Here is a 15,379-nt window from a genome sequence, read left to right on the forward strand (position 1 = left end):
TGACAAGACCAGGTTATAAGAAAACCTCATAATCAGGCGACCTGTTTGGGGAATGTGGATAAGTGGCTCCTTCGCCATTTTGTGCTTTGATTGAACCCCTGAAATGTCACCGGCCGCAGTATTGCGCGTTTATGTTCACGGCTTGTTTCTAGTATTCTCGGGATCGGTGATGACCGCAGAGCTTGTTTGACATCCCTCGTACTTTTCCAGCTTGGTCATTAGCTCGTCCTCGTGCCTTATTCCCATACTCTCGTGCAATCGTGCCCATTGATTAGGAAGCTTATGCTTAATATCACTAAGGAGTTGAAGAAATCGCTTGTAGAAGGCAATATAGTCATCCTTGTCTAGGAAGAAGCGCAAATCGTTTATTGCCGCGAATACAGACTCGTTCTCACGATTGTCGTATTTTGCGCAGAACAGACGCTCGTCATGAGCACAGATGTTGCGGAAGAAGACGAGCCTATTGAGAATCCTTTGAAGCTTGTCGGTCTTAATTTTATATTCATGTTGTCCTTGACGAGTATGCCTATAGATTTCGGTGATTTCTTCCGAGATCTTTATCTGCATATCCTTGTCCAGGACTTGAAAGAACCACTTCACTTGTCCGAAGCATAGATCATTTGCCAACACCCACAACGGTACTTCCCCGCCATGGCTGATCATGCAATGCCGTATATAGTCTTTTTCCTTTTTGGGGTGATTCCCGTCATTATTATTTCGGATTTTATTGAATACCGCATTGATCAGCTTGTTGGCACTCCCGGTTTTACTTTGATCATAATTACCAACGTTGAGATATGGGTTCGTCTCTGTCCTGTGCTCACCCATGAAGCAGTAGGAACAGGCCGTTTTGAATACCGCCTCAGCCTTCGCCAAGCCTTCGAACATCAGGAATCTTAGGTTTCTGTCAAACAGGAATAGGGTGTAAATGTCCTCGAATGTGACCGTGTCGGCGAAATGGTCAGTTTGTCCAGGTGACTGGGGCTTATTGTCGAGAAACAGATCCTTGTAGCCATTGATTATGTCGTAATATCCCTCGCGACGGAGATAGTGCGATGAGTCGTCGCCAACAATCAGGTTTCGCGATTCAAGTATCTGCACCTGTTCATTCACTGTGCGGAATGGCTTATACATGTGTCCCCACTCTATAAGCACGATGGCCGCCGGTTAAGGCGGCCACGCGAGCCAGACGGGGTCTGGCTTAGTTCGCATATACATAATATGTACAATACGAGCCGTAGGTCAAGTCTCCCCACGCTTAGAAAAGTGTACCACTATATGTAGTACCACAACACCAGAGAATAACTAAATATTGGGGAAAACCCTATCCACCACGACACGCCGGGAGGGTGTATTACCTCTTCCCGGGCGCACCGAAGCGGTCACATGGTCAGTGAAGGTTGCTCGTTTCTTATGCGGGGATGATTTCAGCTTGAAGGCGTTGATTGTGCCTCGCCCACTTGCTTCCTCTGTTATGTGGTCCCCGCCCATGCGGGGATGATCCGCCATAGAAGGTTTATTTGAAAGGTAAACCTTGCGCTCCTCGTGTCCGCGGGGATGACCCACCTCTTGTTGGATAGGTACATTGATGGCCTATACGACGGCGTGCATTACATTCCTTGGGATGCTGACAGAAAGATTCTTCATGGGAAAGAAACAAAAAACATAAAACGGATACTGCAATATCGTTGCTGAATATATGCTGCCTGCTGGTTGTAGACGTCTCTCTGGTTCCTACTGGCAAGTGGCCGCTGATGGCCTTGATATGTCTGGTCATGCTGGTGGAGGTCGGAGTGATGGGTTATCGGATTGCGCGAGACCGCGAGAATGACAGACGTGATGATGACGATAATGGTGAGGATAAAAGGATGCAGACGGGTGATTACGGACGTCTGGTGTCGTTCATCGGGATGTACGGGCTGAGTGCCACATCCGTGGGGGAAGATTCTACAGGGTGACTTGGTCCCAGTGATAATCCATACGGCCGGGAGTCAGAAAAGCGCCCCTGCTCTCCGGTTTGTCGGAGGCGGGGGCGCTTGTGCTTGGTGGGGTTTATCTGCTGGCGATCCGCCGGACGCTGGCTCCGGAGTCGACCTCGGGCAGGCCGGCGATGCTGGTGAGCAGGCTTATGAGGGCGGCCAGTGCGGCGGTGCCGGCGACCAGGAGCCAGTCCACGGTGCCGATGGTGGCGGCGCTGGTGGGGACGGCTGCGACGGCCGCCTGGGCTGCGGTTTTGATTGCGCGGATGGATGCGGCCCTGGCCCACGCGGCCAGTGAGGACAGTACGTTGGGCGGCTGGGTGGTGGTGTGCTCGGGCATGGTGCTTGGATCTGTCATTGCTGGTCTCCTTAGTAGTTGATGGCCTGTCCTGGATAGATGAGATCGGGGTCGCTGATGCCGTTGGTTTGGGCCAGGTGGTCCACGCTGGTGCCCAGGGCCTGGGCGATGGCCGACAGGGTATCTCCGGACTTCACCGTATAGACATTGTCTCCGCCGCCGTTGGGTCTGCCGGACACGATGATGGCCTGGTCGGGGTAGATGAGGTCGGGGTTGGCGATGTCGTTGGCGGAAGCCAGTGCGCCGACCGTGGTGCCGAACTGTGCGGCGATGGCCGACAGGGTGTCTCCGGGTTGGACGGTGTATGAGCCGCGGGAAGTCTGCGATGCCGGCGCGGCTGAGTCGATGCGGAGCACCTGTCCAGGGAATATCCGATTGGCGTCGGCGATGTTGTTGATCTGCGCCAGGTGCTGCCAGGATGTGCCGTACCGCTCGGCTATCTCGGAGAGCGTGTCTCCGGGCTGGACGGTATAGGAGTCGCCGCCGGAAATATCCACGCTCGGAGGGATGGGCACGGTGACGGACGGTGTGGGTGGCTGCTGGGAACCGTCGGAGGCGGCGTATGCCAGCCAGTCCTCACGGGAGCCGTAGAACTTGTCCAGGTCCAGCGGCCCGTCGTACCCGGGCAGCCTGCCGTTGGAGGAGTACTGACGCATGGCGCACCCGTATGCCCCCTCGTTCCAAGGCGAATCCTGGTAGCCGGTGGAGCCCATGGACGCGTACTGCGCAACCCACAGGCCGCAGTCATGGGTCTGGCCGACCTGGGCGATCTGGCCGTACACCGATGCTGAGGCGTAGACGAGCGGCTTGACGCCGGTCAGCCGGATGATCTCGGCGACCACCGCGTCCAAGTAGCCCACGTCGCCCCATGCGCCGTTCGATCCGGACTCCCAGTCCACGGCCAGGACCACGCGGTGCAGCCAGCCCCGCGCCTGGTCCACGAAGTACCGGGCCTCGGCCTGCGCGCCGGACCCATCGATGTAGTGGTAGACGCCGGCCATTCTTCCGGCTGCCAGCGCACCGTCCACCTGCGGGGCGCACGCCGAGCTGACGTACCCCGTGCCCTGCGTGGCCTTCGCGATGATGAAATCGGCGGGCATGCCGGCCGGGTCGATGCCCGACTGCCAGCTCGACACGTCTATTCCGTTGAGAGCCATGACCGGCCCCCTCTCCGCCCGATAGGGCATAGGAAAGGCCGCCCCCAGGAGCAGGGACGGCCATAGGTTTGGTTTCCGCGGTTGGTGTTATGCGGCCAGCAGGTAGAAGACTCCCAGTAGGAGGGGCAGGAGGCGGCGCAGGACAGCCCCCAGCAGGAGGGTGACGCCCAGGGCGGCGAGCGTTCCAGCGGCCAGGCAGGCCAGGACGCTGAGGATGATGGCTGTGCGGCGTCTCATGGGTGCTCCTCGGGTCGGTCGTCGGATACGTGGGCCTGCATGATCTGGCGGTGCAATTCGCTGCCCACGCCGTTGCCGCCCAGGACGTGGTAGGCGTCGTAGACCTGGTCGGCTTCGTCCTTGACTTCCATGGGCATGGGTTCGCCGTGCTGGACGTAGCGTTCGTGGATGGCTACGAGCTGGCTCTTCATCAGGGCGCGCATGCCCTGTTCCATGGCCGACTGCCGGTCGTCCTGGGCTTGGGTCTGGCGTTGGGCCTTGAGCTCCTTGCCCTGCCGGTATTGCAGCCACCCCACCCAGATGAGGGCGACGGAATTGATGATGGCCACGATGATTGCGTCAGACAGGTCGATGGGCATGGGGAGGTCGTCCTTCCGTCGGTGATACCTACGCGCAGGGGCCTGGTTTCGGCTGGGTGGCGCGTCTGGGATTGTTGGGATGCCAACCGGGGAAGGCCAGCCGAACGGCCTGTGGGTTGGAGAATGCTAGGCGCTGAGGTAGCAGACGGTTGCGATGAACCCGCCGGTGTTCTGCGTTCCGCCCATGTTCTGGTAGGTGGCGGTGCCGTCGGACTGGATCAGGATCTGGCGTTGCGAGCCGCCGTCCCTGCCCTGGTAGGCGGCAGCCACGTCCATGACTGGCCGCCATCCGTCGGGCAGGACTCCGATCGCGCCGGACTCCCAGGACCCGCCGGCTGCGGACTTCCAGTTGATGGTCAGATGGACCATGCGACCGGCCCTCGCCCCGGTGACCGTTCCCCACTTCGAACTGATCAGGACGACCGGGGCGGGCGTGCGGGTCAGGGAATCCCACATGCTGGGCAACTTGTCGTAGAGGGGAACGGGTTGGCCGACGCTGATGCCGTCCAAGGGGATGCGGTACAGGGGCATGTCCGCGATGGTCGCGCCGTCCGGTATGCTGCCTTTGTTCCAGACGGGGTCGGCGGACGCGCCGGAGGCCGGCTGCCCCTTAAGGGCAGTCAGGGCCGCAGTCTCGACCCCATTGGACGCCTTGGTGTAGCGGCAGACGACCATGTCGGCACGACGCATACCCTGCGTGCCGGACTGGATGGTGACCGCGGTGGCGTCGGGGAAGGCGACGTGCCGGCCGCCCATGAGCAGGTCGCCGGGGGCGATTAGGCAGGTGTTGGCGCTGCTCATGGAGGCCTTAAGGCCCTGGCGGGTGTCCAGGACATAGTTGCCTGGGCCGATGACCCCGGCATGCAGCGCGCCCACGTCATCGGAGCTGATGTGAGGCTTGCCGGCGAAGCCAGTGATCAGGTGCGCACTCATGCCTGCTCCTCCTTGTCGCCGGCCGTGGGGATCATCCATCTGTTGTATTCACCATCCTGCTGCACGGCCAGGGACCGGTAGTTCTTGTGGCAGGCGGAGCAAAGGAGCAGGTCCATGAGGGCCCCGTCGCTGGTGACGCGTTGCACGGGATGCCATTCGCTGGACCTGGGGTCCCTGTCGGGCAGGTAGGCGGACGCGCCGCACCGGTCACACACATACCGGGTGATGTTCTTGGTCACAGCCATTATTTGATCCTTTCGTAAATGAAGGCCCCCAGGGAGGGGAGCTGCTGCCAGATGCCGCCCAGGTAGCGGGCGGGGTCCCGGCCGTCGGTGTTGCATGTCACGCTGCCCACGGGGTGCTTAGCCAGCCCGCCGTCGCTGTGGGCGCTGATCACGCCGTCGGCGTCGATGGTGACGCTGGTGCCGTCGGGGCGCACGTGCCCCAGCTGCCCATCAGTGGCAGGCTCACGGTCCAGACGGCGCACCGTCAGGTCGGAGACCAGCCATTGGGTGTCGCCGAAGGGCGGCTCAGACCCGATGCCCTGTTCAATCTCGAAGCAGGCGACGGCGCGGCTTTTGCCGGCAGGCACCCTGACCAGCCATCGCACGCGCTCCCATCCGCCCGGGTAGGTCGCGCCCGTCCTGGCTCCGCCTGTGTACGAGTCCATGGTGTTGCCGTTGGACTGGTTGGTGTAACACAGGCCGGCGTGCAGGTCCAGGCTTCCGCGCACGGGCTTGACGGTCGCCTCAACGGCGATGGTGTCGCCAGGGGTGACCTCGAAGGAGGTAGAGGCGGGTGCGAAATGCTCGCGCGACCCCATCAGGCGGGCCCGGCCGACCGGGGGCGCAACTTCGCTGGCAGCACCGAATACCGGGCCGTCGTCCTCGAAGCGCTGGTTGGGCCACAGGTTGCTCATGTCACGGACCCGCATCTTGGCCGGGGTGACCGCCCCGTCGGCCAGCTGGGACGAACCCACCGAACCCGGCGCGATCAGTTTGTTGCCGGACAGGGACTTGGGAATCCATGTGCTTCCGTCACTGACCCACATGCCGATGACCGAGGAGCCGTCGCCCAGCCGGTACCACAGGTCGCCGGGAACCGTGTCGGACGCTGGGCCAGACGGGGCGACGTCCGCATACCTGATACGGGTCTTGCCGGACGCGACCCCTTTCGCCTCATGCGCGGCATTGAGGGCCTTTGCCGCCAGATCCGAGGCGTCGCCGGCGACGGTGCCGGCCTGCTCGGCCGTGTGACGCACCGCGTCCAGGCCGGCGGGGGTGACCTGGGAGCGGAACGTGTAGTCGTCCAGCTGCAGTCCCTCGCCCGCGTAATAGGAGTGGCCGCCCGGCGAGCTTTCGGCCCGCCCGGACAGGTCCTGCTTGGCGCTGGTCTCCCGGCCGGCCTCGTAGGACACTGTCATCACGCCCCGTTCGACCTTGACGATTTTCTTGGACACCTCGGCCGACACGGTCAGCCCGGTCACGTTGTCGCGGCCGGTGATGATGTCGCCCAGGTCGAAGGGCTGGCCTTCGCACACGCTGACCGTGACCTTGCCCTGGGCTTGCAGCTCCTTGAGCTTGTCGCGGGTCTTGTCTGACAGCTCCTCGCGCTTGGCGTTGCTGTAGTCGTAGACAGCGGCCACTTCGTCCAGGCCGTTCAGGGTCTGGGTCTGGCTCACGCTGCCGTCCCGGTCCGCGTACCAGTCGGAGCGCGCCCGCTCCTTCAACTCGCCTTCGCCCAGGCCGATCAGATGGTTGACTGGCCGCCAGTCGCGTTCAGCGTCGAATTCGATCCGGTCCGAGTCCACCTCGTCTGTATAATCCTGCGCACGCACGGCCCACAGGCGCACCAGCCCGTCCCTGTAGCCCATCAGCAGCTTCGCTCCCGACGCCTTGAGCATCCTGCGTACACCCGTGTACATGTCCGTGTACCGTTCAAACTGGTAACCGCTCACTCGCACGCCTGAATCCGTGCCCTCCGCGCGCATCAGGACGGACAGGCCCACCCGCTCGACAAGATCGTCCAGCACGCGGTTCGCGTCCCCGTCCACCGTCAGGTAATCCTGTCCGGCATCCGGGCACAGCACTCGCTCGGCCAGCACCCCATGCCAGGTCGGGCCCTTGTAGGTCAGGATGGTGCCTGTGCGGGTGCGGCGCGTGCCGACGGAGGCGACCACACCGCCGTATTCAGTGCCGTCCATGTAGGCGAGGCAGCCGGCTGTCAGCCTGGGGCCGTCGGGGAAGGATAGGGTGAAGTTATTCTCGTCCGCGCCGTAGGCCAGGTCGAGGGTGTAGTCGGTCAGTGCTGCGATGTCCTTGCGGTCGCGGTTGGTGACGATCAGATCCACGGCGGCTCTCCTCTTTCCTCATAGACAGTCAGGTCGAAGCCGAAGCTGGAGGGCCAGGAGATCTCGCTGCTCCCTGCCGGTATGGGTTGGAAGATGTACTCGCCGCCGTGAAGCCCTGAGCCGCGACGCCCTTGGGCAAAGCAGTCCATGCGGTCGCCGTCCGCCGAGGTCAGTTCGATGGTGCGTGCGACACCGTCGACCGTCAGATAGCCGCCGGCCGGAACGGGCACGTCCACTTGGTAGCGGTTGCCGCCGATCATGATGTATGGATTGACGGCCGGGCCGTATACCACCAGCCTGATCCTCGCCGGCGTCAGGCTCGGGTTGCTGATCTGGGCCCCCAGCCGGGAAGGCCCCAGGTCCATAGGGAAGTCGAAGGGAAGGTCCAACCATTGCGCAGCGGGAATCTGTGTGGGGTTGAAAGCCGTGGTGGTAGGCCTGCGCCAGACCCCGTCGAGCAGGACGACGGTCAAAGAGGTCTGCACCAGCTTCGGCCTTATCTCACTCGGGTCGCTTTTGACGACCAGAGCGCGGCAGGACCACCCGCGGTCCACGAGGATGCCCGGACGTTTTGCCGCCACATCCGCGTCGAAGGCCATCTCCGCCCGGTCCAGCTCGGACCAGGACAGCGCGGACAGAGTGCAGGTCGCCTCACGGGCCACACGGGTCAGCCCCTTGAGCGAGCGGGCCGTCAGCGTGTACGACCAGCGGCGGGCACGGAGCTCAGGTGCAGGCCCAACATACAAGGACCCGGCATCAAGATGGATGTCCGACAGCCCGGGTGTGCCCGGCTTGTAGATGACTTCGTCATGCATACCGTCTCACCATCCTTCCCAGGTCCCTTTCCGTCATGCCGTCAGGCTGAGCGTCGTCAAGGATGCCGGGCAGGGCCGCCTGCAGGGTGCGAATGGCTTCTACCACGTCATGCATCCCGTCGGGCGGGCCCGCTTTGCCTGCCTGGCCGTAGCCGCCGTAAAGCGCCGGGGCAGGCAGGCCGAAGCTGTGCCCGTCCAGAGTCATGCCCTGCGCGATTTGGGAAAGGCTGCGATTGACAGTGTCCTGGCTGTCGGTGATGCCCAGTGCCATGCCCCGGCCGATCATCACACCGACTTCGTCGCGGAATACGCGGCTGGGAGAGTGGATGCCGAGCTTGCCCTTGACCCAGTCCAGGGCGTTGCCGGCTGCATCTGCAGCGGCTTGGGCGAGCTGCTTGGCGGCACCGGCCAGACCTGCCGCGATCCCTTTGATGATGTTGATGCCGACTCCCCCCCAGTTGACCTGCGCGAAGCCGTTCTTGATGCCGGTGATGATCTGCGGCAAGGCCGCCAGCAGCCTCGGAATGGCCTGGACCAGTCCACCCGCCAGCGTGACGATGATCTGGATGCCGGCGGTGATGATCTGCGGCAGGTTCTGGGCCAGCGTGTTGACTATGCTGGCGATGATCACCGGCACCTGGGCGACGAGCCGGGGCAGAGCGTTGACCAGACCATCGATCAGGGACAGGAGAACTTGCGTCCCCGCCTGGATGATCTGGGGCAGGTTCTGGGCCAGCGTCGTGATGATGGAAGTGACGATGACAGGCACCTGGTCAGTCAATTGTGGCAGTGCGGCCACCAGTCCCTGGATCAGACCGAGCAGGATATCCATGCCGCCGGTCAATATGAGGGGTAGCATCGAGGTCAGAGCCGTGAGGAACGTGGTGATGATCATGGGTATCTGCGCGGCCAGCTGTGGCAGTGCGGCCACCAGTCCCTGGATGATTCCGCTCAGCAACTGCATGCCTGCCGACATGATCAGCGGTAGTTGCTGCACCAGGGCAGTGATGAGCGTCATCACCATGTTCAGAGCGACCGGGACGATCTGCGGCAGGTTCTGGGCCAGCCCCTGCACCAAGGAGGCTATGATCTGCGCGGCACCTGCTATGAGCGAGGGGGCGGCGGCGGTGATGCCGTCCATCAGGCTGACTATCACCTGAGTTCCCGATGCCATGATCCCCGGCAGGGCGGCCAGCACCTTCGCGGTGATCTCGCCGATCATCGCCGGGGCCTTCCCTGCGATGTCGTTGATCATGGCGGCCAGTCCGCCATCCATGCCCTGGCTGAGCAGGCCGATTCCGGCGACCAGGGCCGAGGCGAGCGCGCCGATGCCGAAAAACTTCAGGAAGTTGCCTGGGGCGAAGAATCCGCCGACCAGGCTGCCGACCTTGCCAAGGCCTGCCTGCAGCGGGCCTCCTATGATGTCGCCGAGCCCGCCGAACAGATTGCTCACATTCGAAGCCAAGGGGGCGAACGCCCCTTTGATGCCGGCTCCTATGCGTGTGAAGGCTGAGCCGATTTTGCTACCCCCGAGCTTGTCGAAAGCCGACGAGAAGCCCTGGCTCATACGGGTGGAGAAGACCTGGAAGTGCATGTCCGCCACGCTGGAAAGCCTGCCGAAGCCCACTCCTAGTGAGGAGCCCAGTCCCGCGATCTTCCCGCCGATGTTGGTGTCGGCCAGCTTGGAGCCCATGTTCCTGAAAGGGGCGGTCAGGCCGTCCACGCCTTTGCCTATGCGGTTCAAGGCATTGGCGAACGGGTCGCCGTCGACGGCCATCGCCTCACGCAGATCCTTGTTAAAGTAGCCCTTGAACTGCTGCAGGCCGCCCATGGCACCCTGCAGATTGTCCGGCAGGCCCTTCACTTTGTACAGCAGGTCGCTGATGCCTTTGTCTCCGGCATGACCGATCCTGTCGAACGCTTCGCTGACGGTCTTGACGTTGCCGCCCACCCCGGCCAGCACGCCGAACCCGGCCGCCAGCGAGGCAATTTTGCCGGCCAGGTCGCCGATGGATTCCTTACCGTTGTTGAGGTTGTCGGTGAACGCAGACAGCCAGTCGCCGGCCTGTTTGACAGCCGGCGCGAGCTTGTCCCCGAACATGTCGGCGAATGGTTTGAGCTGTTTGGCGACAGCGTCGATGGCCGGGTTGAGCTTGTTGAGCAGGTCGCGGGCCGCGTTCAGGACTGGAGTGCCGAACTCTTCACCGAGCCGGCCCATGGCCGCACGCATGTTGTCGAACGCTCCCTGGAAGGTGCTTCCGGCGGCGAGCGCTGCGCCTCCAAGGCCTTCCTCCATGGCGTCGGCGAAAGTCTGGAAGTCGATCTTGCCGGAGGAGACCATGTCGGAGATCTGTGCGCTGGTCTTTCCCAGGTGCTTGCCGAGGAGTTGGAGGACGGGGATGCCGGAGGACATGAGCTGGAGCATGTCGTCGCCTTGGAGTTTGCCGCGGGCGGCGACGGAGCCGAAGATGGTGCCGATGTCGGTGAGGCTGCGACCGGAGATCTGGGCGGTGTCGGCCACGGTCTTGAGCACACGGGTCATCTGGCTGCCGGATTTGATGCCTGATGCGCTCAGGCTGGCGGCGACAGTGGCGGCATCGCCCAGGCCGAAGGCGGTGCCTTTGACGGAGTTGAGCGCGTCGTTCATGATTTCGGTCACGTCGCCGGCGGAGTGGCCTAGGCCTTTGAGTTTGGCTTGCGCGTTTTCGATGGCCAGCGCCCGGCCGAAGCCTCCCTTAGCTGCAAGGCCGGCTATGCCGCCGGTGATGGTGCCGATGACTCCGAGCCCGGTCTTGCCGATCTTGTTGAAGGCATCCCCCATCTTGCCGACAAGGCTTGTTGAACCACGGGTGGATGCTTTGTCGATGCTATTGCCGAGGTCGCCTTCGATTTTTCGTCCGAAGCCGCGTCCGGAGGGCTCGACCTGGACGTATACGGTTCCCACGTCCTGTGCCATCGGTTGCTCCTACTTTGTTCTTAGGTCGGTCCCGATGGCGGTCGGGTCAGTCGGATATGTGGAAAGTGTCCTGAAGACGCTTGCGTCGGGCGAGCCTTTCCGCGTGTTGCTGGCTGGTTTCCTGGCGGGACGGCGCGAAGAGGTTGTTCCTGGCGTCGGTCCAAGGGCGATAGCCTTTGTGTTTGAGTCTGCCTTCAAGCTCCATCTGGTCCCATAAGGCAATCTCGGCACCCGTGGGGATGTAGGACCATCCTGCGAGTGCGGCATAGCTGCTGCTGGTGTGGTTCCGCAGTATTTCTCGTGTAAATCTCCAGGCAGTGCCGAAGCCGATATTGGGGCTGGGTTTGCTCATTGCCGGGGCTTTCAGCCAGGCGCGCAGGCTTACTGGTCGCCAGGTCGTGCGGTAGCGCTGCTGCCAGTCCGCGTCTAATGCTCCTCGGTGCTGTCCGTGGAGGATGAGGAGGTAAGCGCTTTTGGGTCGATGCCGGATTCCGTTGCCCAGGCTTTTACAATTCCGGTCAGCCACCCCATGGCGTTGTCGGACCTGCGTAGCTTGTTCCAGAGGGTGGGGTGGATCTGTTCGAAGTAAGCCAGGAAAACCGCCATGGCTTGATACTGCTCTTCCTCCGAGAGGACGACCTTGCTTTTGATAATGAAGATCATCTGGATGATTTCCAAGGGCAGCCCGGCCTTGCTGTTCAGGTTGGGCAGGTCGAACTTCAGTCCCAAGGCCTCCAGATGGACCTGGGGGTATTCCTGCTCGTCCTCATCGATTTGGGGTTCAACTACGGCGTAGGTGGTCTTATCGCTCATGGCGGTCTCCTGGATGTTGATTGTTGTTGTGGTGGGGCGGTCTGTTCTGGGTTAGGGTTCCCACCCCCGCGAGACCGCCATCCAGCGGGGGAGGGAAGTATGCGTGTTCTGGGATATCAGGCCTTTTTCGCGGCCGCCTTCGGCGTGGTGGCGGGCGATGCTTCGTCGGAGAGCAGTCCGTAAGCGTGGAACTGGTAGCCGTCGGAGGCTTTCGCCATCTGCAGGGTGACAGTGAACTTGATGGTGTCGGTGTTAGTCAGGGTCAGGTCGTCGCGGTCGCTGACCTTGGCCTTGCCGCCACACACGATGATGGGGTTGGCGTACTGGTCGAGGGCCGCCAGCACGAAGCCGTAGCGCTGGTTGGTGGTGGCGTCCCTGATATGGAAAGCGCCGTGCTCGTCGGCGGCCACGCCGAAGTAGGCCTCGGCCATGTCGCGTTTGCATTCGATGCCGGGGATCTGCAGGGTCCAGTATCCGGGCTCGGTCTCGGAGACCACGATGTCGCCGTTGTGGGCTTTGATGTCGGTGGTGTCGCCCGGCTCGGGGTGCAGGGTCGCGCCGTCTTCGGAGTTGTAGCCGACGGGCTTTTTGCCCTCCGGCGGCTGCCATGCCGTGTCTGCAGGCATGGTGAACTCCTCGCCGTCCTTGAACAGGAAGAGCGCGTAGTCCTTGATGAGCTTGACGAGGTCGGCGTTGTTGCCGCTGGTGATGTAGGAGGTGTCTGGCTTGGTCATTGCCGTATGTGCCTTTCGGGTTTGACTGTTGTAGAGGTGAAGGCATGTGGCGGCATGCGGTTTGTCGGGTTATGTGGTAGATACCTGCAGAAGCAGAATCGCGTAGGCGAAGATGAGCGGCCCGTCCGCCTGCCGCATGGGGCCCGAGGAGGGTGCTGCGGACACGATGGGGAAGGGCAGGCCGCCGGCTGTGATGGCGTGGATGATGTCGGCGGCAAGGTTCTGTGCCTTGGCGAAGTCGCCGGTGCCGTCCTCCCGGCGGGCGATGACGCTCAGGCGCAGGCGCACGTACTGGCTGACGGGTGTGGCCATGCCCTGCGGCTCCCCGGCCAGAACGCACTCCAGAAGCGGATTGCCCTTGTCGCGCAGGCTGCCGAAGTGCACGCCGGGGAAGCAGGCTCGCAGAAAGGGCAGGAGCGTGGCCTCAATCCTGGGGGTACGGGCTGGCGGCGTCATATGCGCACCCGCCCGAGCGCCTGCGTCAAGGCACCGTTCTTGGTCTCGTTGGGCCCGTCGGTGATTAGGGTGACGCCGTTGCGGGTCCTGCCCTCGCTCTGGTCCCTGACCTTGATGCGTGCATGAGGATCGGGGTCAACGGCCCGCTCGCAGGCTTCGTGCACCACCTGCTGGATTCGTTGGCTTTTCAAGACCTCGTTGCTGAACGCCTGCCGGTTGAATACGAACTTGCACCGCTTTGCCATGTTCAGCCTTCCTTAATCGACACGTTCATGACCTCGCCGATGTGGCGGCCGGCGGTGTCATGCCAGACGGCCACAGTGCCCTCAATCCGGGCCATGCGCCCCCTGACCCTGACCACATCGCTCTCCCGGATGCCGGTGGGCTCGGGGGAGCGGATGTAGAGCGTGCAGTTGTATTCGACCGCCAGCGAGTCGGTGTCGGCGGCGGTGTCCTTCTGGAGAGGTGCCACCAGCGCCGGCATGCTTTTCCACAGGTGCAGGCCGGACTGGAAGGTGTTTCCGTCTGCGTCGGTGTCTGCAAGCCCCCGGTAAACCTCAATCGTCTCCAACCGGTTCTCCCATCTGAATGACGAAGGCCCTGCGCGCGGCACCTACGCCGAGCGACCTTTTCTCACTGTCGAGCAGGTAGAGGTCGCCCAGCGGGTTGCTAAACGTGTAACCGCTGGTGAACGGGCCGGTGGTCTCGTTCGCCTGGCTGGTGCCTGCTGGCAGACCGCTTTCGTCGGCCGCCAGCGCCCGTTGGACCATGGCGCAGCAGATGTCGGCGCAGATGCCTGGCTCCTGCAGCTCGTAGTCGGCCCACCGGGGGCAGGTGGCCCGGATCTTGCGCGAGGCCCGGGCTAGCAGGATGCCGGCCTTGCTGCGCTGGTCCCCGGTCAGCTTGTGCCAGCCGGATTCCAACTCCTTAACGGATGCGAAGGCGTTGTCCTGCGGGGTTTCGTCTCGTCCGCCCATGGTTCCTCCTAGAGTTCGTCCACCCGTTGCTCGCCGGTGTCTAGGTTGCGCGTGATGCGCACCCGGACCTTGTCGGGGCGGGTGGCTTCGAAGGTCTCGTAACGGCCGTCGGGCTCGTCCTTCGCGGAAGAGGCGGGGGCTGCTGGCGGCTCCTTCTCTTTGTCGGGTTCCTCGATGGGGGTTTCCTGCACGGGCTCGGTCTGCGCATCTTCGGGCTCGTTCGCGGTGACGGCCTGGGTCGGCTCCGATTCAGTATGCTTCTTGGCTGCTGCGCCGGGGGTCTTCCTGCTAGCCATTGATGACACCCTTCAGTCGTGCGGCTGCCTTCCCGCCGAAAACGGCAAGCCCGACGAAGAACTCGATGCGGGTGCGGTAGGCGGGCTTGTCCTGCAGCTGGCCCAGATCCTGCACGTTGACGCCCCCGTTGGTCAAGCCGGTGACCGCCTGGTCGCCTTCCGAGGAGCCGTACCGCACCGCGTAGATGCTGGAGGTGGCTGTCGCTGTGCCCTGGGTCTCAGACTGTGCGAGGATCTGGGTGCCGTCCGGGTTGGTGCCGGCCTCCAGGATGGGGATGCCGTTCCACTGGATGGCCCGCTTGCCGGCGATGTCTTCCTCCAGGACGGCATCCAGGCTCACGTGCCGTAGCGCGGATCCGATCTTGCGCACGACCGCGGAGTTGGCGTAGATTGCGCCGTTCTGGGCGTTGATGCCTGGCACGGCTGCCAGAAGGTCATCCAGATGGTCCAGGAAGGCGTGGATCTCCGCTGTGGTGGAGCCCACGATTGGAGCGCCGTTGACGCCGGCTTCCAGGACTTGGCTGCCGACCAGGCGTTTGCGTAGCCCGTCGAAGGCCTTGGGATCCACGGCGGTGTCACCGTTGAAGAAGGTGTCTTGGAATTTGTAGGACAGGGCCTTGGTTTTCAGAACGGTCTGCTCGGCCCGCTGGTCGTTGAGGTTGCTGCGGGTCTTCTGGATGAAGGTGTCCACATCCGCGTCGCCGCCCAGGATGTGCAGGGACTCGGTCTTCTGGTTGACGGTGCCGGTGGATTCGGTGTATCCCTCGTTTACGTTGCGGAACTCGACTCCCGGCAGGCTTGCTTCCGCATCGTAGGAGAAGGCGTTGCCCTCGATCGGCATGAAGGGGATTCGGTCCAGGATGGGGCTGGACTGCACAAAGGTCTCCAGCACGCCCTTGGCGAGCATGTCCTGCGAGAGCTTCGCGGATTCGGCTAGTGTGACGGCCATGGTTGATGGC

Annotated in this window: 19 protein-coding genes; all 19 read right to left on the reverse strand. The window is 62.7% G+C overall.

Going from position 1 to position 15,379, the window contains the following annotated elements; genetic code table 11:
* Window positions 1–135 precede the first annotated feature (135 nt).
* Window positions 136–1,134, reverse strand: a complete 999-nt coding sequence (locus H3V09_RS01570) for an Abi family protein (RefSeq protein ID WP_198190706.1) — start codon at window positions 1,132–1,134, stop codon at window positions 136–138.
* Window positions 1,135–2,052: 918 nt separating this feature from the next.
* The gene (locus tag H3V09_RS09070) at window positions 2,053–2,337 is read right to left on the reverse strand and encodes a holin (protein WP_269748562.1); all 285 of its coding nucleotides are present in this window, start codon (window positions 2,335–2,337) and stop codon (window positions 2,053–2,055) included.
* Between the two features lie 11 nt (window positions 2,338–2,348).
* Window positions 2,349–3,494, reverse strand: a complete 1,146-nt coding sequence (locus H3V09_RS01580; RefSeq protein WP_198190707.1) for a LysM peptidoglycan-binding domain-containing protein — start codon at window positions 3,492–3,494, stop codon at window positions 2,349–2,351.
* A gap of 87 nt (window positions 3,495–3,581) precedes the next feature.
* Complete coding sequence (locus H3V09_RS01585; protein WP_198190708.1) at window positions 3,582–3,731, reverse strand: hypothetical protein; 150 nt, start codon at window positions 3,729–3,731, stop codon at window positions 3,582–3,584.
* Window positions 3,728–4,090 carry a hypothetical protein gene (locus tag H3V09_RS01590; RefSeq protein ID WP_198190709.1) on the reverse strand — a complete coding sequence of 121 codons (363 nt, stop codon included), beginning with the start codon at window positions 4,088–4,090 and terminating at the stop codon, window positions 3,728–3,730. The genes H3V09_RS01585 and H3V09_RS01590 overlap by 4 nt, the downstream gene beginning before the upstream one ends.
* Before the next feature lie 126 nt (window positions 4,091–4,216).
* A complete protein-coding gene (locus H3V09_RS08975; RefSeq protein ID WP_232339329.1) occupies window positions 4,217–5,023 on the reverse strand; it encodes a hypothetical protein in 807 nt (268 codons plus the stop codon).
* Complete coding sequence (locus H3V09_RS01600; protein ID WP_198190710.1) at window positions 5,020–5,268, reverse strand: hypothetical protein; 249 nt, start codon at window positions 5,266–5,268, stop codon at window positions 5,020–5,022. Before H3V09_RS01600 ends, H3V09_RS08975 begins: the two co-directional genes overlap by 4 nt.
* Window positions 5,268–7,112: a hypothetical protein gene (locus tag H3V09_RS01605; protein WP_198190711.1), complete on the reverse strand. Its 1,845-nt coding sequence runs from the start codon at window positions 7,110–7,112 to the stop codon at window positions 5,268–5,270. The genes H3V09_RS01600 and H3V09_RS01605 overlap by 1 nt, the downstream gene beginning before the upstream one ends.
* Window positions 7,113–7,363: 251 nt before the next feature.
* A complete protein-coding gene (locus tag H3V09_RS01610; protein WP_198190712.1) occupies window positions 7,364–8,188 on the reverse strand; it encodes a hypothetical protein in 825 nt (274 codons plus the stop codon).
* On the reverse strand, window positions 8,181–11,144 hold the full coding sequence (locus H3V09_RS01615) for a tape measure protein (RefSeq protein WP_198190713.1): 2,964 nt from the start codon (window positions 11,142–11,144) through the stop codon (window positions 8,181–8,183). The genes H3V09_RS01610 and H3V09_RS01615 overlap by 8 nt, the downstream gene beginning before the upstream one ends.
* A gap of 46 nt (window positions 11,145–11,190) precedes the next feature.
* Window positions 11,191–11,496, reverse strand: coding sequence for a hypothetical protein (locus H3V09_RS01620; protein ID WP_198190714.1), 306 nt, complete (start codon window positions 11,494–11,496; stop codon window positions 11,191–11,193).
* Window positions 11,497–11,570: 74 nt separating this feature from the next.
* On the reverse strand, window positions 11,571–11,957 hold the full coding sequence (locus H3V09_RS01625) for a hypothetical protein (protein WP_198190715.1): 387 nt from the start codon (window positions 11,955–11,957) through the stop codon (window positions 11,571–11,573).
* A 116-nt stretch (window positions 11,958–12,073) separates the two neighbouring features.
* Window positions 12,074–12,691: a phage tail tube protein gene (locus H3V09_RS01630; RefSeq protein WP_198190716.1), complete on the reverse strand. Its 618-nt coding sequence runs from the start codon at window positions 12,689–12,691 to the stop codon at window positions 12,074–12,076.
* A gap of 69 nt (window positions 12,692–12,760) precedes the next feature.
* Window positions 12,761–13,147: a hypothetical protein gene (locus H3V09_RS01635; RefSeq protein WP_198190717.1), complete on the reverse strand. Its 387-nt coding sequence runs from the start codon at window positions 13,145–13,147 to the stop codon at window positions 12,761–12,763.
* Window positions 13,144–13,392: a hypothetical protein gene (locus tag H3V09_RS01640; protein WP_198190718.1), complete on the reverse strand. Its 249-nt coding sequence runs from the start codon at window positions 13,390–13,392 to the stop codon at window positions 13,144–13,146. Before H3V09_RS01640 ends, H3V09_RS01635 begins: the two co-directional genes overlap by 4 nt.
* A 2-nt stretch (window positions 13,393–13,394) precedes the next feature.
* The gene (locus tag H3V09_RS01645) at window positions 13,395–13,718 is read right to left on the reverse strand and encodes a hypothetical protein (RefSeq protein WP_198190719.1); all 324 of its coding nucleotides are present in this window, start codon (window positions 13,716–13,718) and stop codon (window positions 13,395–13,397) included.
* Complete coding sequence (locus H3V09_RS01650) at window positions 13,705–14,124, reverse strand: Gp19/Gp15/Gp42 family protein (protein ID WP_198190720.1); 420 nt, start codon at window positions 14,122–14,124, stop codon at window positions 13,705–13,707. Before H3V09_RS01650 ends, H3V09_RS01645 begins: the two co-directional genes overlap by 14 nt.
* Window positions 14,125–14,132: 8 nt before the next feature.
* Complete coding sequence (locus tag H3V09_RS01655; RefSeq protein WP_198199020.1) at window positions 14,133–14,420, reverse strand: hypothetical protein; 288 nt, start codon at window positions 14,418–14,420, stop codon at window positions 14,133–14,135.
* Window positions 14,413–15,369, reverse strand: a complete 957-nt coding sequence (locus H3V09_RS01660) for a major capsid protein (protein WP_198190722.1) — start codon at window positions 15,367–15,369, stop codon at window positions 14,413–14,415. The genes H3V09_RS01655 and H3V09_RS01660 overlap by 8 nt, the downstream gene beginning before the upstream one ends.
* Window positions 15,370–15,379: the final 10 nt, after the last annotated feature.

This window comes from Bifidobacterium sp. M0399, from assembly GCF_016100595.1.
GTDB classification, from domain to species: Bacteria; Actinomycetota; Actinomycetes; order Actinomycetales; family Bifidobacteriaceae; genus Bombiscardovia; species Bombiscardovia polysaccharolytica.